The sequence below is a fragment of the Acetobacter pomorum genome, from assembly GCF_002738225.1.
Taxonomy (GTDB): Bacteria; Pseudomonadota; Alphaproteobacteria; order Acetobacterales; family Acetobacteraceae; genus Acetobacter; species Acetobacter pomorum.
The window spans coordinates 43,176-64,324 of sequence record NZ_PEBQ01000010.1 but is presented as its reverse complement, the minus strand read 5'-3'; the positions used below and the strand labels follow the sequence as shown (position 1 = coordinate 64,324).

The 21,149-nt window shown below is 45.6% G+C and carries 17 protein-coding genes and 1 pseudogene; 13 read left to right on the top strand and 5 right to left on the bottom strand.

The annotated features are described in order from the left end of the window. Positions 1–328: 328 nt before the first annotated feature. Entirely contained in the window at positions 329–1,387 is a 1,059-nt protein-coding gene (recA, locus tag CSR02_RS01345) for a recombinase RecA (RefSeq protein WP_099540308.1), read from the top strand. 186 nt (positions 1,388–1,573) lie between these two features. Here recA and CSR02_RS01340 read toward each other — a convergent pair whose 3' ends face one another. Then, positions 1,574–2,203, bottom strand: coding sequence for a hypothetical protein (locus CSR02_RS01340; RefSeq protein ID WP_143225511.1), 630 nt, complete (start codon positions 2,201–2,203; stop codon positions 1,574–1,576). A gap of 457 nt (positions 2,204–2,660) precedes the next feature. Here CSR02_RS01340 and CSR02_RS16945 point away from each other — a divergent pair. Beyond that, positions 2,661–2,927, top strand: a pseudogene (locus CSR02_RS16945) (HU family DNA-binding protein); the annotation flags it as partial. Positions 2,928–3,215: 288 nt separating this feature from the next. Here the strand turns inward: CSR02_RS16945 and CSR02_RS01330 are convergent. Then, entirely contained in the window at positions 3,216–5,207 is a 1,992-nt protein-coding gene (locus CSR02_RS01330; protein ID WP_099540305.1) for an LPD1 domain-containing protein, read from the bottom strand. Positions 5,208–5,841: 634 nt separating this feature from the next. Between CSR02_RS01330 and CSR02_RS01320 the strand changes: the two genes are divergently transcribed. Next, on the top strand, positions 5,842–6,267 hold the full coding sequence (locus tag CSR02_RS01320) for a hypothetical protein (RefSeq protein WP_099540303.1): 426 nt from the start codon (positions 5,842–5,844) through the stop codon (positions 6,265–6,267). Here CSR02_RS01320 and CSR02_RS01315 read toward each other — a convergent pair. Further along, the gene (locus tag CSR02_RS01315) at positions 6,264–6,836 is read right to left on the bottom strand and encodes a lysozyme inhibitor LprI family protein (protein ID WP_099540302.1); all 573 of its coding nucleotides are present in this window, start codon (positions 6,834–6,836) and stop codon (positions 6,264–6,266) included. The two genes, CSR02_RS01320 and CSR02_RS01315, sit on opposite strands and share 4 nt — an antisense overlap. A 154-nt stretch (positions 6,837–6,990) precedes the next feature. On the opposite strand from CSR02_RS01315, the gene CSR02_RS01310 reads away from it, so the two are divergent. Further along, entirely contained in the window at positions 6,991–8,643 is a 1,653-nt protein-coding gene (locus tag CSR02_RS01310) for a Hint domain-containing protein (protein WP_099540300.1), read from the top strand. 19 nt (positions 8,644–8,662) lie between these two features. On the opposite strand, the gene CSR02_RS01305 is transcribed toward CSR02_RS01310, so the two are convergent. Further along, entirely contained in the window at positions 8,663–9,838 is a 1,176-nt protein-coding gene (locus CSR02_RS01305; RefSeq protein ID WP_099540298.1) for an ATPase, T2SS/T4P/T4SS family, read from the bottom strand. An 18-nt stretch (positions 9,839–9,856) separates the two neighbouring features. After that, positions 9,857–10,669, bottom strand: coding sequence for a hypothetical protein (locus CSR02_RS01300; RefSeq protein WP_099540295.1), 813 nt, complete (start codon positions 10,667–10,669; stop codon positions 9,857–9,859). Between the two features lie 158 nt (positions 10,670–10,827). On the opposite strand from CSR02_RS01300, the gene CSR02_RS01295 reads away from it, so the two are divergent. The 9 genes from CSR02_RS01295 to CSR02_RS01255 all read left to right on the top strand — a co-directional run bounded on the left by CSR02_RS01295 (position 10,828) and on the right by CSR02_RS01255 (position 21,139). Further along, entirely contained in the window at positions 10,828–11,937 is a 1,110-nt protein-coding gene (locus CSR02_RS01295) for a DNA/RNA non-specific endonuclease (protein WP_099540293.1), read from the top strand. A gap of 71 nt (positions 11,938–12,008) precedes the next feature. Beyond that, the gene (locus CSR02_RS01290) at positions 12,009–12,377 is read left to right on the top strand and encodes a hypothetical protein (RefSeq protein ID WP_099540291.1); all 369 of its coding nucleotides are present in this window, start codon (positions 12,009–12,011) and stop codon (positions 12,375–12,377) included. A gap of 177 nt (positions 12,378–12,554) precedes the next feature. Beyond that, entirely contained in the window at positions 12,555–13,634 is a 1,080-nt protein-coding gene (locus tag CSR02_RS01285) for an IS5 family transposase (protein WP_099540289.1), read from the top strand. 615 nt (positions 13,635–14,249) lie between these two features. After that, complete coding sequence (locus CSR02_RS01275; protein WP_099540286.1) at positions 14,250–14,780, top strand: hypothetical protein; 531 nt, start codon at positions 14,250–14,252, stop codon at positions 14,778–14,780. Positions 14,781–14,850: 70 nt separating this feature from the next. Continuing rightward, positions 14,851–15,495: a hypothetical protein gene (locus CSR02_RS16210; protein WP_143225510.1), complete on the top strand. Its 645-nt coding sequence runs from the start codon at positions 14,851–14,853 to the stop codon at positions 15,493–15,495. Positions 15,496–15,498: 3 nt separating this feature from the next. After that, positions 15,499–16,386 carry a hypothetical protein gene (locus tag CSR02_RS01270; protein WP_099540284.1) on the top strand — a complete coding sequence of 296 codons (888 nt, stop codon included), beginning with the start codon at positions 15,499–15,501 and terminating at the stop codon, positions 16,384–16,386. 258 nt (positions 16,387–16,644) lie between these two features. Next, positions 16,645–17,739, top strand: a complete 1,095-nt coding sequence (locus CSR02_RS01265) for a hypothetical protein (protein ID WP_099540282.1) — start codon at positions 16,645–16,647, stop codon at positions 17,737–17,739. A 26-nt stretch (positions 17,740–17,765) separates the two neighbouring features. Continuing rightward, on the top strand, positions 17,766–19,004 hold the full coding sequence (locus tag CSR02_RS01260) for a hypothetical protein (RefSeq protein WP_143225509.1): 1,239 nt from the start codon (positions 17,766–17,768) through the stop codon (positions 19,002–19,004). 38 nt (positions 19,005–19,042) lie between these two features. Then, the gene (locus CSR02_RS01255) at positions 19,043–21,139 is read left to right on the top strand and encodes a hypothetical protein (RefSeq protein WP_143225508.1); all 2,097 of its coding nucleotides are present in this window, start codon (positions 19,043–19,045) and stop codon (positions 21,137–21,139) included. Positions 21,140–21,149 lie beyond the last annotated feature (10 nt).

Here is a 21,149-nt window from a genome sequence, read left to right as displayed (position 1 = left end):
GTGTTGAAGCGAAAACTACACCCGGTCTAACCGGAGAAATCCTCGTCCTTTAGGGCGAGGAAGATGTTAATTGAACTAACCTTACAACTTACAAGAAGAGCCAACCGACAAATCTTAAAAAAGATCAAGCCAAAATAATAGATTAAAATAGATTTATCTTTATATAATAAGGACTATTTTCGTCTTTTGGTATTGATAAGGCCTTTTTGAAATGGGATAATATGTTGGTAAGTTTAAAGGATAAAATGTATATCAGTTTAATCCTTTTGAATGAGGTAAAATCATTTTGGAGAGGTGATCACCATTAAAGTGGTGGTTATTTTGCGACATGACACGCGATATTAAACAAAGCTCTGATAAGAAAAATGCTCTTGAAGCAGCAATGGCCCAGATTGATCGCTCATTTGGTAAGGGTAGTGTAATGCGCCTTGGCGCTGCACACAAAGACCAAACCATTGAAGCTCTTCCTACAGGATCCATTGGACTTGATATGGCATTGGGGATCGGAGGGCTCCCGCGCGGCCGTGTCGTGGAAATCTTTGGGCCAGAAAGTTCCGGTAAAACTACACTAGCTCTCCATTCCATTGCATCCGCACAAAGCCGTGGTGGGACTTGTGCATTTATTGATGCTGAGCATGCCCTTGACCCTTCCTATGCCAAAAAACTGGGCGTTGACATCGATAACCTCATTATTAGCCAGCCCGATAGTGGCGAACAGGCTCTTGAAATTGCTGAGACCCTTGTACGCTCAGGCGCCATTGATGTGATCGTCTTGGATAGCGTAGCTGCACTTGTGCCGCGAGCTGAACTCGAAGGGGATATGGGGGACAGCCATGTTGGGCTTCAAGCTCGGCTAATGAGTCAGGCTCTCCGCAAACTCACAGGTCTTGTCGCCCGGACAAATACCCTTTTTATCTTTTTGAACCAGATCCGTTTGAAAATCGGAGTGATGTTCGGAAACCCCGAAACCACAACAGGCGGCAATGCTCTTAAATTTTATGCATCTGTGCGTCTTGATATCCGTCGTATCGGTGGGATCAAAGATAAAGACGAGACAATCGGCAATCACACAAGAATTAAAGTCGTTAAGAACAAAGTCGCCCCACCCTTCCGCCAAGTCGAATTCGATATTCTTTATGGGCACGGGATCAGCAAAGAAGGGGAACTGATTGATCTCGGCGTGAAAGCTAATATTATTGAAAAATCTGGAGCCTGGTTTTCATATGATAGCCAGAGAATTGGCCAGGGCCGTGAAAATTCGAAACGATTTCTGAAAGAAAACCCACAGATTGCAAATGCAATTGAACAGAAAATCAAACAGCAGGCTGGGCTACTATCAGAAGTAATGATGGAAGATGACGATACTGCTGATTTTCATGAAAACTAAATAAGGTTGTAGAGGAGTTGTAAACTCCGAAATAAAAAAGGCGGCCAGAAGGCCGCCTTTTTTATCGTGAGTTGGAGCTGCTGGCTGTAACAGGTTCCAATAGCAAAACCTCTAACCCTATTTAATTTTATTTGTCAATACTTTATTTTCAGGTGTAAAAACTGATTTATTTGCAGTCAGATTGATCTACTTGGCGCTTTTCATCCAACTTTCACAGAGCAAACCTGTCGTTTTTGGAACTTCGGCCGGTCTTGGTATGGGGAAAGATGCGTACTTCTTCTGTAAGCCAAACGACAATTTCGCATCGAACAAACTTGTCGGAACATGCCCCATAGCACTGAGGATATCCGGGATAGACTTACCCTCCGCGTAGAAAATCGGTGGCCTTCCTTCTGGAGGCACGCTTTTTACCGTCATTTTTAAGAATTCTGTAACTGGCCCAATTTGCAGTGCAACATCTTGAGATTGGCCAACCCTAAACTGCACACCTGGCATAATGAAGGCTAACTCAGCCCTCCCTGATGAGCGTTCACACTCAAAAGCAACACCCTTCCCATCCTTACCTGGTGGGAGCATGAATTTAAGCTTCTGCTGAGAGGGATCATGCAAAGGTCCCATTATATACACCCACTCTCCATGCCCACCCCCTCCAGAAACAATCATATCTGCCGTATCCGGGATGGAAAGACTTTTTGCTTCATCTGGTGAGGCGGAGGATATAGGCTCAGCATGCGAGGAATGAGGATCAAAAGCACCCAATAAAAAAGAACACGTCATAAGCGCAAAAGTGAGGGAATTGACGGAGAAGCCAGACATTAACCTAATCACTAAAGTCTCCTGATCCGATATCGCATACGATGCTTATTTAGCCGAAACCAACGATGTTTGGTCTATAAACATCTCTATCTGATATAGTTTAATGATCGCTACTATACTCATATACCTGATTACTTATTGCGCAACTAATGGCAATAAGTTAAATCTATCTAATGTCCATCACCGAAGCTCAGAGCAAAAACACATTTCTTTTGCAAGCTAGAGTGAAAAAATCTTGGGGTTTACTCAATTTTGTTATTCTAGGAGTGGACATGAAACATATTCGCATAGGTTATTTATCAAAAAGGATATTTCATTTCGCCTCACAATATAAAAGTGAGGTCACACCAGCACTTTCGACTTAAAAGAAACTGACGATTTTAATTTACCCTTGATAGTTAGAGAATAATGGATATTCAATTCTTACACGCTCACCCAACGGAGAACCGAGGTTCTAATGAGTAAAGCTTTCATCGCTGCCGCAATCCAAGACTCAATTGAATGCACTGGCGTTGCAGCTCAGCAGGCTGCCACAGATGTTATCCAGGCTATCAAAGATAGTCTGGAAGACGAAGGTTACTTCACACTGCCAGGCTTTGGCACATTTCGCATTTGCGAAACCAAAGCTCGCACTGCCTTGAATCCTCGCACACAGGAAAAGGTGGAAGTGCCACCAGGATTTACGGTTCGCTTCAAGGCCGCTCCAGTCATGAAGCAGCGCATTAAGGAGCACATGTCTCCAGCGAAGAAAGCCGCCAAAAAGAAGGCTGGTTCAGCCACAAATGGCTCAGCCTCCGCTAAAAAGCGTGATTCTGCGCCAAAAACGGAAGCGACCCCTAAACGTTCAGCCGCTTCGACTACTGCTAAAAAGGTGGCCACAAAAACAACTCCAGCAAAGGCCGCTAAGAAAGCGCCTGCCACACGCACCACCCGTCGCACAAAGAAATAACGACCCCTTCTCGTTGCGTGCTTTTTAGTCACACAACGAAAGACGCGGATATAACTTTGCGCTCTAAACGGCGGAGGGAGAAAAATCTTCCTCTGCCGTTTTGTATTTGGGATCTTCAATTGTTATTGCATTCAAAGGGCGTGGTGATTTGTTCACCAGTCCATATTCTGGCCCTATAACTCGCATAAAGCTTTCAAAGGCTTTCCCTATTTCCTTTCTCTCTCTATTTCCTGGATAAGGGTTGCCAGCAATAACTCCCAATTTGACCATCGCATCAAAAATTGCATGGTCAGTGCCATGCACTAGGTAGGTAGATATACGAGGGTTTTGAGCTCCGTTCAGTTTATCCTGCACCCACGATTCAAACGCTCTTGCGAACATTTCTGTCGGTTTGACCCAATAATCCGTCTTACCAATCTTACAAGCTTCATCCGCAAAACTTGTCTGGACAGTGCGCGTTACCCCTCCGTTGTGTATATCCATAATAGCTTTCTGGCATCGCTCGATTTTCTTATCTACATCAGCAAGTCTCATATCATAATGCCGCTTAACATCTTCAGGCGTCATACCGTAAACAGTCTTTTTACCTTCACTTTCGGCGGCCAAATACTCACTATATTTGCTTTCGATTTTAACCCTGTTCTCCCTTAATTTTGAGATATCATCCTCCCAACGAGCAATATCCTCTTCGGGGGTCAACTGTATCCTAGCCAAGGAAGTCATGACTTTATTGACTTCACTCACGACATTCGGCGGGAGGAATCTAAGCCGCGCGGATCGACTTGTGCTATATTTCTCAGAGCCACCACTCGCATAGCGCAGGCCTTTACCTTCCATTTTAAGTTCATTAGTAGGCGCTCTGGAGTTCGCAATGTAAAAGTCTAAGGCATGACCCCATTCATGGGCCAATGACCCTGCACCTCGCATACGGGTCATATTCATGACCATCCGTCCCGGCTCAAAATGAGCATCCGCATGCCCTTTACCTCTAGCACCAAAGGCAAGAGACAGCGTGCCGCCCAGACTGACACCCTCCGGTGATATTCCTAATGCGTCTGCCAAGTCGTGACAGGCACACCATGCCGCATTTACGACTACCTGGCGCTCATCATTAGGCAACCATTCTCCAAATTCTATAGCTCGAAAGTTAAATTCCTTCATTAAACGTTCAGCAGAGATGTTGTAACCACCTCGATAATCTGGCCCTCTTCGCGCTACCTGATCAACATGAGGCCTTTCAGGAAGATTTATTCTTTTTTTCTTCTTTTCTTCATAGCGAAGCTTTGCCGCAGCAATAGCTGCCTCTTTTGAATCAAAATACCCTACACGCCTTATGCTATTAGCCAGAGAATAATACGCCTCGACCTTATCCGCATAAATCCAGTCCTCACGTTTATCCTTAGGGTTTGTCACCATCCTGATATTCTTGATAACAAGACCCTTCATAAAGGGCTCGACCTTTTTCAAAGGGAAGCCTGCAGCCAAATCTTTCTTGATGCTAACCTCCTCTTTCGAGGAGAAGAGAACCATGCCATATTTGTCATTGAAAGGAAGTGGGTCACTGGACTTGTATATTTGGAACCTGTCAGGCGTCATATTCAGAGACCTGCCACTTCCGTACCTCCCAGGCAAAGGAGCAGTTTTCCCCTCTCCTGCCGCATAATGCTCTTCTCTGAATTTTTTTACAGCCAGATTCAAATCCTGCTCTGTCTTGCAGTTCACAAGTGCATCTGCGAGCGAGGTGACCATTTCAACATACAATTCTGAAGCACGCTCAAATGTAGGAGGAGCGCCTTTATAATTTGTTGTGGGTTGTGGGGCCAAATTACGTCGAATTATTCTGATTTTAGCTGCTACGACAGCCTGCATCCCTTCATTAACCAGGTCAGCCCATTTAGGTTCTGGCCAGACAGCATTTTTCTTTACTAATTTGATCCGCTCTTCCGCGTTCAAATCACTCAAGACATCCAAATTAAGCCTTTCGCGAGCCTGATCTTTTCTCGCCCCCCCAATTTTAGCTCCAACATCTTTAATTCGATCAGGCTTTCTGGCCATAACTAGGCACTCCGAATGATTTGATTAAACCTTATCATTTCTATCCATCACATTTATGCATGCCACAAACAGTGATTTGGCCTTGCCAATAAAATTGCCCCTAACTTCTGGCTTAAGTACATTCTATATTGAATGAAAAAGATTACGTTTGATTTGAACTGGCTTAAACTAAGTAGGCTGATCATGATCGAGATAACGACTGACCACAATGATGGTGAATTAAACTTGATATTCTCTACTGATCAGCATGACGACATCACAACATTGATAATCTCTCAGACAACGTCCAGATCCCCTTACAGGCTTGTAATGGCCACAGATAAAGGTGCCCAAACTGAAATTGGATATATAGAAAATGGAGTATTGGCCTTAGAAACCCTTAGGAGGCTCAAATCATGTTCTCTACATCCTGGGTCCACCATTCACATGGGGCGCATAATCTATAAAAGGGGACGGGAGATTCTATCTGCCAAGCCGCTAAAAGTCAGAATGACCTCTCCAGTGAGCAATAACCGATTGTAAACATTTCCCCTCCGAGTTCGGGGGATAACTCTCAACTTGTACTGCCTTGCATCATTAGAGACTACACTACCGTCCAACAGCAAATTCCTCTAAACGCGAACGCGAGGCTTCCATGTTGGATCTATTCTCCTGGGCAGAAGCGAATAAGGTCAGCACTTCTCCCAAATCATCTGCGCCCGCAACAAAGAAGGAACCTCCAACGGTAACCGCCGTAACACGGGAACTTCAAAAGACTGATGATCTGGAGAAAAGCAGAAGCGATAAGGCGAAAGCGAAAGAGCGAAGCAACGAGCAGCAAACAATAGATAGATATCCAGAATTCAAGGGCCTCCCCCCTATTCCCTCAGGATGGATAGAAGAAAAATTTGTTTTAACCCATCAACCCGGAACCAATCTTTTGCCGGATGATGTAAAGCCTGAATCTTTAGCCAGACTGACGTCAGAACATATCGGCCCAGAGATCTGTGAATTGGAGCCTGACGCACAAGATGCGGAATACCGGGACGAAATAAGCTTCTCCCCACTCCCCTCTCCTTAATCACTTTCGGAGGGGGCAGACGCATCTAACGGAGCTACACTACCACTGGGATCATTTCCCTTTTTATCCTGCCTATTTCGCAACGAACTAAGTGTGATACGTCTTGCCAAATACCCATCCATAACACATTCCTTGAAATTCAATTCAGCATCCAGTTTGATATTTTCGTCTAAATTCTCCGAGGCCACATTAATATCGCTTCCTGCAGATGAGTGACAATGCTGATAGAAGCCTGCACTCCACTCAGCCTGAGTTTTCTTCACTTTTTCTTTTTCTTGTGGGCTGGAGATATTCATCAGTCCTTCATATTCAGTGACCAATGCCTCTCTTTGCTTGCTTATTTCACTATCTATGCACTCCTGCATAGATTGATCACTGTCAGCATCAGACCTTATCCCATTCACACATCTTGTGAACTCCTCCGAAATCTCAGGCGCCTTGGCCCGTTCAACTGTCCCAGCAAATGCGCCATAAGCCTTATGTGCTTCTCCTAGACTTCCAAATACAAGACTTAGCAACAATACAACTCTGATCTTTTGACTACCTGCTTTGAGTTTCACTAAGGCCATTTTTATTGATTCCTTTCATGTTTTGTGCGTGGCTTTATTTAAAGGCTTATTTTAATAAGATGATGAAATAGTCTTGTTATAATTAGATACGTGTAGGATAATATTTTTATTGAGAAAGTCGTTAAGACAGAACTGAATATATAAGGTTAATCTGATGTCTGATACAGGATCTTCTACAACAGAATGGATTGGCACAAACGGAGGGGAATGGAATGACCCCGATAACTGGACAAATGGCCTTCCGACCTCCGGCATTACTGCCATCATTAACTCAAATACCCCCCTATCTATCAATCTTGATGGAAACACCTACAGCTCCGGTGATTTGGCTGTTATGGGGGGTAGCTCTGTTACGCTCATTGACGGCACACTGAATATGTCCAAGGAAACCGTCACTGTCGCTCAAGATACAACACTCGCTCTCGATAACGCGACAGTTGACACGAGTTGGGATGTTCACGACCTCAACGGCACTGGGGCAGTAACAGGCGGCACAATCCTCATTTCTAACAATTCCTCACTTATCTGCAACTACACAACCTCCAACATCTCGTTTAGCGGCCCCGGAAACGAAATTTACCAACACTTCAGTGGTTATGTCATTCCCCAGATCACCAACCTTTCCCCTGATGATCGTTTGAGATTTGCATCTGACGATTGGAATGGCTGTTCATGGGGCGAAAATTCTAACGGCACTTTCACCCTGTATGGCGCACATAATAACGTGCTTGTTTCCAGCATCACAATGGCACCAGGAGTAACTCCGGGGGATTTCCGGTGGGATTATATGGATGCTGGCTTAATCTGCTTTCTCCCAGGCTCTATGATCCGCACTATGTCTGGTGATATCGCCGTGGAAGATCTGGCTATTGGCGATCAAGTCACTGTTGTCGGCCAAGACCGCCAAACTTCGACAATCAAGTGGATTGGTAAGTCCCGCGCCACGGCTAAGGTCGGAATGCCGCTAGATATGTCTGACTATCCAGTTCGCATTCTTGCGAACGCTATCGCCGATGGTGTCCCCTACAAGGATATGCTCATCACGCCTGAACATTGCCTGTTTTTTGAAGGTAAGTTCATTCCTGCACGGATGCTGGTGAATGGGGCTACGATCTTCTTTGATACCAGTATCAAAGAATACGATTACTATCATGTCGAAACCGAACGACACTCTGTCATTATTGCTGACGGCATGACGACTGAGTCCTATCTCGATACTGGCAACCGTAAAATGTTCACAAGTATCGGTGATGAAGGTGAACCAACATCTTGGGAAGAAGGGGCATTTGCTCCACCTGGGACATCTCCTGACTTTGTTAGGCCGATCTATCAGGCAATTTTTGCAAGAAAGAATAGCCTGAACATCGTTTCTAATTCATCAGTCACTAACAATCAGGCCAATCTCAATCACTCTGACCTTCGTCTTATCCTTGATAATGGGAAAGTAATTCGTCCGGTTCGCAAGGTAGGGAATAGAGTCCACTTCCTTCTGCCGGAGGATGTGCGAAATGCCAAAATTGCTTCTAACGCTTCCCGCCCATCAGACACTATTGGCCCATTTTATGATGATCGGCGATACATGGGGGTATCCGTAGGATCCATTCATATTGTTTCAGCCAACAAACTTACGCCTGTCACTTCCCACTTACAGCAGGAAAATCTGTCAGGATGGCATTGCCTTGACGGGACACAGTCTCGCTGCACGAATGGGTATGCTCACCTGCCTCTACCACAAAATGACACTATGACAGGTAAAATTCTTTCCTTGGAAATCACTTCATCAGGCACGCAGTCTATCGCGGCCTGATGCAACTCCCTATCCCCTACTAGAATGGGAGAAGCCCTCTAAGCTTCTCCCATGTCGTTGGTGGTGGCTTGGGACGCCTCTTAACAGTTTTTGCTTTAGCTGGAATCTTCTTTGTATCTGATGAATTTTGTTTCCGTGCAGGCTTCTGCATATCCCTTGGAATAGATACGGTTGTATTTCGCTCGGCATAACTTGAGGGTGATCGACCACCATCGCGTGCCATAATCTCAAGCCGATTCTGCTGCTGTTCTATTTCACTACTAAGCAGATGAAACTTATTCTCCCTGATAATGCTGGCCACTGCTTCAGTATTTTCCAGACAGACAATATGCGGTCTGCCGTTGATCAACGTCTGATGAATGGCTCCGACAAGCCCCTGCGAAAGCTGTACCCAAGCCATATTCCCTATCAATTCTGATGCACTCTGCCCCATAAACATAAGACCATCATCAACGCTGGATGCGTGGCCAGTCGATATTGTAAGATGCCCAGATGTGGAGGCCCTAAGAAGCATTTTTACACATGGCGCATTTCGGAATTCAGATGCGTAAACAACGTCAGGACGAGAGCGAAGGGCATCCTTCATTGCGGGCTCCCAGCCGTCATCGTCATCTATTTCTCTCTGGCATACCTCTGCCGATTTGTAATTATCAGCATCAAATTCAAATTCCATCGGATCTTCGGCACTATACATATAGCCACCATGATCCGACAAAAAGTCATCAATCATAGACGTACAGGTGGTTGACTTCCCATGCCCTGTAGCCCCGAACACGAATACTCCCCCCTTACGGTTCATCCACCTACGGAGGAGGATAAGAACTTCAGGACTGATATTTAGTTCATTGAGTTTATGAACATTCCGATCAAGGCTTCGTAGGGCAGTTCTCCAACGCCCTTGCTCATCAAAATAAGTGACTGTTCTAATGCGAAGGTTCGGGGTTGCCTGAAAGGCGAAGTTTTTCTTATTACGCCCACGATAGGCTTGCAAAACCTGCCCTGTCAGGGTTTCCATAGCCGCCATATATTGATCCGGTATAGGAAAAACCCCCGCCACATCAGGCTCGCCAAGCTTTGGTTTTGGCTTGTACCTGATTACCGGTGGCCCGACCTCAAATGGGTTCCCCGGAGGGAATTTCATGTAAATATCTTGAAATCGAAGGTCTTCTAATGGTGACGTAATCGGGGATGACATCTCAGATTACCTCACCAGTCAGTTCACAGAAACTTCGCGAAGCCAAGAATGTTCGCCACGTTTGACAAGGCTCTCTTTCATCAGGGCAATATCTGTTAGCCTTACTGGGAGGCCTATTGCGGCAACGGCAGAAAGATTGGCAGCCTCAGCTCTCCAGTCCGAATGCCGTTCAAGAGTGAGATCCATTGAATAAGTATGGTGGTTGGGCGATTTGCTTAATATAGATGCCGGAATTTGGCCCATTCTTGGAACAAGAGTACGACTTATCCCAATCATTGCCCGAGGATGAGTGCCATCATCGACCATCGAAGATAAAATGACAGGATATTTTTGGAAATGTATATCAGCATAAATAGCCTTAAACGCAGCACTTACCTGCGAAGGCCTCTGCGAAACCGCATCCAACTCATATAAAGAACACCAGTTTGGTGTAATTCGGATTTGAGATCTGGGGCAGAATAGGTCTTGTGTTCTCTGAAGAGAAGCCAATAGACCCTCAAAATCTGGATCTACACCCGGTTTTGGTACAAATGGAATTGCAAATAATTCTGCACATTCGATGTTGCCATAATGCTTCCATTGCCATGACAATTGTGAAGAAAACCTTACGGCACATGTCGCGAAAGGTATGGCTGTAAAATCACGGCGAGCTATATGCGAAACAGCTTCTGCCGCCAATGCATCTGCATCAATAGCTGATGCGATTTCACTACTCATATCAATTACAAACTGATCTACCCCCTGACGAAAATATGCTTCGACAGCCCTCCCCAGGTTCTCGACCAAATTCTGCGACTTCTTCGGCGGTGCAGATATTGCAAAAGAATACATATTTATCGATCACCTGGCGATTGCGATATGCAAGTTAAATTAACTTTGCATCAGACAAGGATAACAAAGCAAATCGCTTGCTCAAGGACTTTAACGAAAGACCAGATAAGGTTAGAATAAAGGAATATCTTTCTAAGCAAGGTTAAATTGGTCTTTCAATGAATCTCTTTGCCGAGGCAAAAAAACTTTACGCCTTTTGCGGCTTCGTTTCAGCAATTGGATTATGCGCAGGGGCTTCTCCTTCGGCCCATGCGGAAGGATTTGATGCATGCAGAGACCATTTCTATGCCGGCCAGTCGCCTGAAATTGATAATCCGGGAATGAACCGGAACACTTTCCCTCTTTGCTATGAAGGTTTTGCTGTCCTTTATTCAGGCATCAGCTTCACAGGACTTTGGTCTGCCGAGCATCTAACATCCGACCATATCGAAGATGCGATGGATATGAAGAGGGTGAATGCCTTCCATCCTGACTCGAATATCCCAGATGCATTCAGATCCGAACTCTCAGACTACTCTCACACAGGTTATGATAGAGGTCATCTCACACCATCAGGAGATGAATGGGATAGCCAGTCACAGCAAGAAACATTTACTCTGGCCAATATGATCCCACAAAACCCGGATAATAATAGAAATCTGTGGGAAGGCATAGAAAGCGTTACAAGACAGCTTGCTGAGGATGATGGTGAGATTTATGTCGTAACAGGACCTATCTTCACAAAGAAACTGAAGGTTGGGCGACTTCTAGTCCCTACAATGATATTCAAGGCTATCTACGATCCATCCAAGCATAAAGCAGCGGCCTATATAGTTGCCAATGGCCCAGGAAACAGGTGGACTCAGGTACCAATTCCATACTTGATCGAATTTACAAGAATAAACCCATTCCCCGGGCTTTCTGATTCAGAAATAAAAGAAGAACTCCCCCTACCTTGGCCACGACCACATGACCAGAATAGAGGTATTCCACCCGGCACCGTTTCTCCAGATGACGGAGGTGTGCCAGGTTCGTTAGGATCACATCATAAAGCTCAGGAAGCAGAAGGATCTGCAATTCAAGGCACTTCAGAAAATCAGGGTGAAAGCGGAAAGGAAGAAATGTATGGAGCAATTTTCGCCCTGGAAGAATTCATCGGCAGTGAGGTTAAAAAAGAAGCGATCTCCCATTACAACGACCTCAAGAAAAAATTCATGGGTTACCTAAAAAGCAATGCCTCACCCAAACTGAATGATCGAAAAGAACAGGAATTTCAGAGCAATGAATAGAACACGGGCCGATCATTCTTTGTCTGGCTAAAAGATGCTAATATTCAGAAAAATGAAGGGAATTTAAGTAAATGATCGATCTGAAAAGCAACGGTATACCGAACACCATCCTTGATGCGATTAATCAGTTCGCCCCCTATAAGGATGATGGGGTATCCATCTCGTTACCGCCTCTTACCATTGAGAATGCTTCAGACAGGGTAAGCATAACCCTCAATGGAGAAAATCTCGATATTACTTGCGACAGAGAAGGGCTAACCCGAGCAAAAAACCTTGCTTCCAACGATTGCCCGGCCCTCTCAGGCTGTCCAACACAGATAAGGGTGTGCCTAAATCATATTCTGCAATCATGCATTCACAGCCTCGAAAACACACCAGACCTGCCGCAAAAAGTATCTATCCGTCCAACGATAGAATTGCCTGGTGATCCGTTTTCCTAATTCTATCGCCTCTTCGACAAAAGAATTTTTCCTCTCAGAAGGAATACAAGTCGATCAGACTTCCCGCGATCCCCGTTCATCTGAACGGGGATGCACCTGGAGGGTTCGAAAAACCCTTTGGCTCTGAGCTGTTCTGTGTGATTCCATTTCTTCGGCGTTGATTGGGGATGGTGGAAGATGAAGCAGCCTGGTTTCTTTGATGTTGAAGAGCGCCTTGCTCGGCTGAGCGGGCTTGGCGATCAGCTGGAGGCCTTTTCCCGGACTGTGGATTTTGAGGTGTTCCGCCCTGATCTGGAGCTGGCTCTAGCCTATTCGGACGGAAGTAAAGGCGGACGTCCGCCGTTTGATCCGGTGCTGATGTTCAAAATTCTGGTCATCCAGACGTTGAACAATTTGTCTGATGAACGGACAGAGTATCTGATCAACGACCGCCTGTCGTTCATGCGCTTTCTGGGATTGGGGCTGTCGGACCGCGTGCCGGATGCCAAAACGGTCTGGCTGTGTCAAAAGCGTTTGACACAGGCGGGTGCCATTGAAAGGCTGTTTGACCGATTTGACGCGACCCTGCGGAACGCCGGTTATCTCCCGATGTCTGGTCAGATCCTGGATGCAACACTGGTGGCTGCTCCAAAGCAGCGCAATACGAACGCTGAGAAAGCGGATCTCCGGGCAGGACGTATTCCAGAAGACTGGCAGGACAAGCCCGCAAAGATGTCGCACAAGGATCGTCATGCACGATGGACACTTAAGTTCACGAAGGCGAAGCGGCAGGACGATGGAACCATACCGTCGAGCGATCTCGCCATCCCGTTCTTTGGTTACAAATCCCACGTCTCCATCGACCGGAAGTTTCGGTTCATTCGAAAATGGAAGACGACGGATGCCGCCGCCAGTGATGGTGCGCGATTGAGAGAGGGGCTGTTAGATAAAACCAATACGGCCTCAAGCGTTTGGGCTGATACAGCTTATCGCTCGAAAGCGAATGAGGACTTCATGGACAAAGAGGGTTTTGTCTCAAAGGTTCACAGAAAAAAGCCGCATCTCAAGCCTATGCCCCGACATATCCAGAAATCGAATGCTGGAAAGTCCGTGATCCGATCGCGCGTCGAGCACGTCTTTGCCGACCAGAAATCACAGACGGGATTGTTCATCCGAACTGTCGGTATCACCCGGGCCACCATGAGGATCGGGTTGGCCAATATCGTCTACAACATGCGCCGCTTCCTCTTCCTCGAAAGATTGAACGCGAGCGCATAGTCATCCAGCGGGAGAGCAGTTCCCGATCTGCTCAAAACGCAGATCAAAAGCTCCCCCAAAACCGTCAATCAAATCGCCAAAAGCCTGAAATCACGAGCCAGGCGCATCAACCAACGGTTCTTCGATCCCTCCAGGTGGAAATAATATCTGACCTGATGGCTCAAGCTTGTAGAAAGCTTGAGCCCCCCTCCCTTCCTGAGCAATAAAATCCCATCGAAAGAGAGTAACGGAGGTGCCTACAGCCTCTCAGAGGCTTCCAGGGAGAGACGGAATTGGCATAGGGCCAGGGTCATGCTCAGGAGACACTGGTGAAGGCGATGAGCCAGGTTCAGGCTTCTGCGGACTATGATCAACTGCATTTTCATAATCTGGCCCGACTTCCCTGACTGAGGCCTCTGCAAGGCATGGAATGCCATCTATAGCTAAAAGACGCTCAACGTCTGATGTCTCGGGAATAGGCCCCTCGGCTATATTAAAACCGAACAAAGGATAATGGTGAGCCATCAACAGGTCCTCTCATCATGCGTAAACATCTAACTTTGTCTTAGTTTTGCAACTTATACTGCTAAGATTAGTAACTACAGTCAGACACCTGAACCATATAAAGATCGGTCGATGCCCAATCCTCAGCCAACTTTATCCGACTTACAACTTGATATAACAAGTATCGGCGAGTGGATGTCTTCTAAACCGGCCCTTTTGAGAGCATTCCTCGCTTCAGGTCAACCAATGGATTCCTCACTGTGCCTTGAACTTACAAAAAAAATTTCAGGGCATTCTGAAGGTCAAAACAATATAAACGATCTTATCCATATGCTTTGTGGTGATGAAAGTGGCGTCCGCGGCCTAGGAAGACCCGGAAGATTTAGAATAATGGCATGGTTAGCTGATAACGAACGAAACATAGTAGGTCGTGATTTAATGCTTCCAGTTCTAGTCGGCGACATCGCAAAAGATGAAATGGTTGTCCCTCCTTCAATTTCAAAGCTTTTTCATGATGACCTTCTAAGATTTGCCTCTGAGGTTATTGCCCCTCAATCAGAACTAACCCTGAATGACCCCACCCTTTCTCAGGCAATTGAAATGGGTCTTGCAAACTTTACGCAGGAAGTTGAGATCGAACCATCTTCTCCTGTTCCTGGCTAGGTCGGATAACTCAAATGAACCTTAGATATTGCTCTAAAATCTAAAAAAGTGCTGCTAGAGGATTTGAACGATGCGTAAGTATCTACTGTTGGCCTCATTTATCTCTGGTCTTGGTCTAACTTTTTTTGGCGTAGTTGAGGAAGGATCTGCATACGCAGAAACAACGTCCACCAGTTACTGGGGGGATGGGAAATCATCCGCCGCTATGGCTACTGCCACAGACTGTCCTCCAGAAGTAGCGAGCCTAATGAATGCACGATCTCGCCAATCAATTGATGCTTATGGGAATTTGGCACAAAATTTATATACACCTTTAGAAGAAGGAGGCTATCAAACCATTTCGTGTCTCAAGCAATTACTAAACACCGTACCATTTATTAACGGTCTCCAATTTACGTCAATTTCTCAATTATTAGAACAATTGGGAAATTCTGTGTGTAATGCCCTTCAAACAAAAGTAAGTGATGCAGAAGGCGAAATAACCTCAAACATGTCCAATGCGATGAGTGGCGCCAGCGGTGGTTATCAACTGATGCCAGGAGTAAATATCAGCGGGGTAAGTGGGAATCTTTCATTCTCAGAAGGCGGGACAAGTGAACAAAATGACGCAATATCTGGGATCATAAGTTCTGATACAAATGGCTCACTATTTTCCAATACTGCGCGCTACCCCATACAAAGCTTCAACAACGCTTTCAGCACAAACTCATACTGATAAATGGCGGCTATAGAAATGCAGATCAAGAAAACGAAAATATCCCTCTTACTTACGGCATTTTTGGCACTTCAAATAAGTTTCACCAGTACCGCGCATTCTGAGACCGGGCAAAACAAAGACCAGCAACTAGCTCAAAAATTATTCTCTACATACCTTGCGAAACATAAAAATGTTCAAGTTGACACTGCCAGGCTCATATTAGCTCCAGCACAAAGCAAAACCACACCGGCCCTTCTTGTACGCTTTGCTTCACCGCAAACGTGTCGAAACAATGCATGTATGACTACGATCTTGATGCCTGACAATGGCAATTGGAAAGTAGTGCTAGAAAAGCATGCAAAAGAAATACGAATTCAAAAAAAAGTCGGTCCTAACGGCCTCTATAATCTCGACATTGATGGAGAAGTTTGGGAATGGACCGGAGGTCCGACTTTTTATCCCAAAGTATCTTCTCTAGGAGAGGATTTTGATGCCACTAAAACCAAAGCACCAAACCGTATTGCAAGAGTTATGGAGGAAATTCTCACGTCTCCTGAATGGTTAAAAATTCACCACTATAGCCATAACGACAATTTTAATTTCAATGGAACCCGCATCTTCCCTAACAATAATGCTTCCGTATGGTTTGTATATGCATATGCCGGAGGAGAGTGCAGTCTTTCTGGCTGTCCATCTGCTGTGATCCTAGATGCACCATCTGGTCAAAAGCCACTATGGGTTGGTCTATCGGATGGATCTGGCTCTGTGAGTAAATCTAGTCTAAAACAAAATGGGTGGTCGGACATTCTTATAATTAGAAGACTTGGTTTCGATACTTTAAGTTATAACGGTCAATATTACAAATTATCGGGCACAAGCTATCCTTCAAAAATCACGCCTGCCCCTTAATAGGTATTCTATTAGATCTGCGAGATCTCAATTTCGTCCTAAGGTTTGCATCCCCATCCGCTATATTTAACCTTGTGAATAATTTCTGCTTACAAGGTTAACACGGGGTGGGGCATGTCCATTATTAGGGGTATTAAAATAAGATGCCGATCAAAGATCGCTCTTATCTTAATTTCATCTACATGCTTACTTCATACGACCCCAAGCAATGTTAGGGCTGACGGGACATCTTCTTCCGCTACAAGCGGCACATACCAAATGTCGTCATACCAGTCTGCGTTGATCCCTTTAGAAGGTGGCTCAAAAGGTTTCGCCGCATCTGGTTCTAACGGTAAGTACCTTGGAGCATTTCAACTTTCTAGTGCCGCATTACAGGATGCCGGATTCGAAAATTCAGATGGATCTTGGACAAGTAAAGCTCAATCATACGGAGTAGATAGTTCCAGCGACTTCCTGAACAATCCACAAGCTCAAATTGCCGCAGATAATTCCTATAATGCTAAAAATCTTTCCTACCTTCAAAGTGATTTAGGCTCTTCTTATAGCTCCTATTTGAACTCTACTGATAAATATTCTGGCGCCACACTCACGACCGGCGCCCTTGCGTATTGCAGTGAATCTTTAGGTCACTCCGACTGTGCTTCTTATTTGGAAACCGGTGAGATACCAGCCGATGATCTTGCAGCTAATCCATCATGGCAAAACGGAGGGTGGCAAAAAAATCTCGAAGAAATGTCGAATACCAATCTAGGTGACAGTGTTGATACATCAGTTTCCACATCTACAACTACAGATGCCAATGGGAACACATCTAGTGCCACATCAGTTTCGACAATGTACTGCGCCCCAGAAGTGAAAACTGCGATGCAATCAGCGTCAGCAAACATGCTCAACAAATGGGCAAAACTCGCTGAGATGCCTGGGACGGGCTATACGCTTGTAAATGGGATGAGCGTTTTACAGGCCGGAGGCGGTCTCTCCAGTTCTGATCCAGGCTACGTCAGTACCGAAGGTGATATGTATAACGCCGGGTACGCATCAGTTTCTTGCCTTAAAAATTTATTAAGCACCCGACCGATGATTAGCTCATTCATTCCCTCCCTTTCGGACATCCTTAATCAAATATCTTCTGCAGTGTGTAACGCGATGCAGTCAGGGTTTTCGCAACTGACCCAACCTTTAGATCAGTCTCTTTATCAAAGCATTGATATGGATGGCGTAGTCCCCGGCCTTTATCCAGGAAGCATCAATTTCGGGCTTTCAACTGGATATACTGAAGGTAGTAGCTCGGATAGCGGCATAGGTTCCGATGACATCGCCAGAGCAGCAAATTCATGGAACTTTTATAACTAAAACATCCTGGATGATGGGCCTTTGATATGAAAATGTTTGGCAGAAAATTCCTCATTCCTTGCGCAACACTAGCTATAACGTTGAGTGTTTTTCCAAATGCTGCAAAGGCAGGGATGCCTGTGACAGTTGATCATGATCCTGTTGCAATAATGAATTCGCTCAAAAATATTGCTCAACAAAAATTAAGCACCCAAACACTTTCGGACTTCATAAACAATCAGACCGATCAAGTCACAACAGACTTGACCAACCTACTTCAGCAGGGGGTTCTGAACGACGACACCAACCTCCAAGCCCAGTCACAGATGATGGATGCACAGGATAAGCGACAAGTGATGTTGCGTGTTGAGGATGAAAAACTTCATGCGACAGAACAGTCAGCTCAAGGCCCCGCAGGATGCAATATTATTACCGAGGTAGTTGGAGACGCCCAGGTCGGAGCAGCGCGTTCACAATGGCGGGCTGAAATTGCCAATGGCGCTCTAGATTATTATTCAGAAATTGATACCACAGGAAAAGACAGATCTCCTGAAAAGGTAATTCAGGCTACTCTTACCTCTCACTGCGAAAAAAGTGCTGGCGCTCTTGATGTCAGCTCTGGGATGTGTGGCAACAAAACACAATCCTCACTTACCACAGACACAGGAACATCCATTAGCCCTCAAACGGGGCATGATCTTAATATTCAGCTTTTGAGCCATCCTCGTTCCGACACTCTGGATCATAACGAGATACAGCAGGTAAATAGCCTCATCCGCACCGCGATCCTCGCTTCTCCCCCTCCCCCTCCCCCCAACAATTCTGGATCTTCTGCAGCCAACCGCGCCGCGTATTTAAAACGTATGTCCATCATTGCCCAGAACTCTCAAGCAATTGATGTACTTTCCCGCTTGGCGGCAGACGAAGCCCCACTTCCGGGAAGTGATCCCACAGGCAGTGATTTCGATGACAGCGACACTTCTCTGCACACATGGGCAGAAAGAACTGCAGCAAGCGTAGCAGGATATCTTCCTAGCAATAACTTTCCACACGGTGTGAGTTACTCCGCAGCGCAAAAATTGCGGAGCAAATCCTGGTATATGAACCCTCAATTCACACTTGCTGAATCATCTGCAAATGAAGCGCAAAATGTGAAAGACCTGACCATGATGACCGCATGGCATGTAATGCAAAGTCAGGAAATATTAGAAACTCTACAACAAATAAGTCTGTCCCTTGCATTCATATTGGCGGACAAACAGGAAGATAGAATGAATTCAATGTAACCGAACATTGATAAAAACAACGCCACGGGGTGGAGAAAATGTCAGACGGCAAGGCATCAATGGGGCTAAAGCGCAGAACGGGATCTATTGAAGAGCAGGATATGGAAGAGGCATATCTTGATGAACTGTCTGATGACGAACCGTCCATCTCTTCTGCAGAACCAAAGACCGATGCACATTCTGCGCCAGAAAGCGATCTGACTGAAACAGCACCACACGCTGAACATCAAAGCCATGAAGGGCCTGAGGAAAGTTCCGAGGTGGATATGCTTCTTCCTGACCCTCCTGAAGACCTTAGTTCGGCAGTAATGGATACTCCACGTGTTCCCAGTGAGAACACCGCCCTAGATAGTGCTATTGTTGCTCCCCCCGTTGGCGATACAGCAAATCAACCCATCCAACCTCTTGAAGATGTTCCCGCAGATGGTGTTCTCACTGAGAACACACAAAAAGAACCGGATCTCATTATTGGGTCTTCTGGAATGTCATGGCCATCTCCCCCAGCCACACAAAAAGTGACCGGAGTATCACGCTCAAAAAAAATGGCATTTGATCATGAGCCAATCGATGTTGGCCCGGATCAAGAGCACGATGACGCTGCGCCTACTACCCAAAAAATTGACAGTCAGGGCTGGCCCACCCCACTCGCATCAACACAGGGGCTTGGAACACAGCCCATGCCGGATGGGTCACAAACCATAGGTGTTCCCACTGAGAACACCTATGCCCAAGAATGGCCTAACCCAGAAAATATCTCTGTTCAATTTTATGTGCCATCACCATCAGGTGGAATGACGTCAGATTTAGTAAGTTACATAAAAAATGCTGATGGTACATACATAATCGATCCATCTGAAATCGATAATGACAACGTCAAAACCTATATATCAAAGGGAATTATTACCCCGCGCCTAGGTGTTCGCACTCCCGACGGTGAATATCATGTTGTCGTGGCTGGCACGAAAACGGCAGATGATTTCATGAAAGTTCAAATGGAATATATCACCGCAGGTGCCAATTCCAACTTCGGCCCCTCCCCTTTCCTTGACCCGGAATACATTTCACCTAAACAGGCGCCCCCTTCTGATAGAGGCAGAACTTCTGATCATACTCAGGACACAGCTTACCCTTTTGCAGGAGCTTCAGCAGCACCTGGCTCTCTAAATAATGGCGGTTTAACTTCGCCACTTCTTACATCACAAGGAGAGGTGAGAAGGAAATCACCAGCACTGAACACGCCAGCAGGAAAGTTTATCGCAGCAATCCAATATGAACTCGATAATCAGAGAACCAAAACAGCTCAGGATATAATGAGAGCTGAGAGAATGCGCTTTATGGAAGTGAGACATTCTCCCCGCCAGGCTTTGACCCAAAAGGCGAATGGAAAACTCAGTCTTCGGGGCCGTCTGAAATTGGCGGCCAAAGCCTTTACTACGCCATCATCTGATCCATTCCCAAATCGCGTAGAAAATGCGTCAAGAATATCATCTCATACTTCCAAAGCCCTATCCGAACTAAGTTACGGAAGAAGATCCGTTGAACCACGTTTGGTAGATTCAATTGAAAGATATGAGAAGACTACAGAAAAACTTTCAAAAGCTATTGGTCTGCTTAATACAGTCATAACTCAAGATGAAAAATTCAATGATTATGCCACTACGGTAGCACGCATTTCTAGCGATATGAGTCGCAGAACAGGGTCGAGCTTCGGCCCGGATGAGGTCATTCTCGCTCTCGATGCAAATGATCTGTCTGCTGATATACCTGATTTTATCGCAGAGAATGCAGATGTTGCTGAAATTGCAACCTGCATCTCTCTCCTTTCGGAGATGCAATCTCAATCTACATATGAAATTGTTCAGGGATTAAAGGATCTTAAAAAATCAGGGATAGATCTAAGGTCGTCTAATCGTCTGTCGAATGCATTCCAGGCTTTTGTGTCAGAAAATAAGAACGTTCCAGATTCAATTATTCCTGGAACAGGTAATAAATTGCGAGACCAAACGGCTCTCTTGCTTAGGGAAGTTGGAGTGGATCGCACAAGTAATGCAACTTCAATAGCACCTCATTTTGAGACGATTCAAATAGATCACCCACAAGTTGTGGAACACGGCAGTAACTCCCCCACCCCATAATGCGTGATGT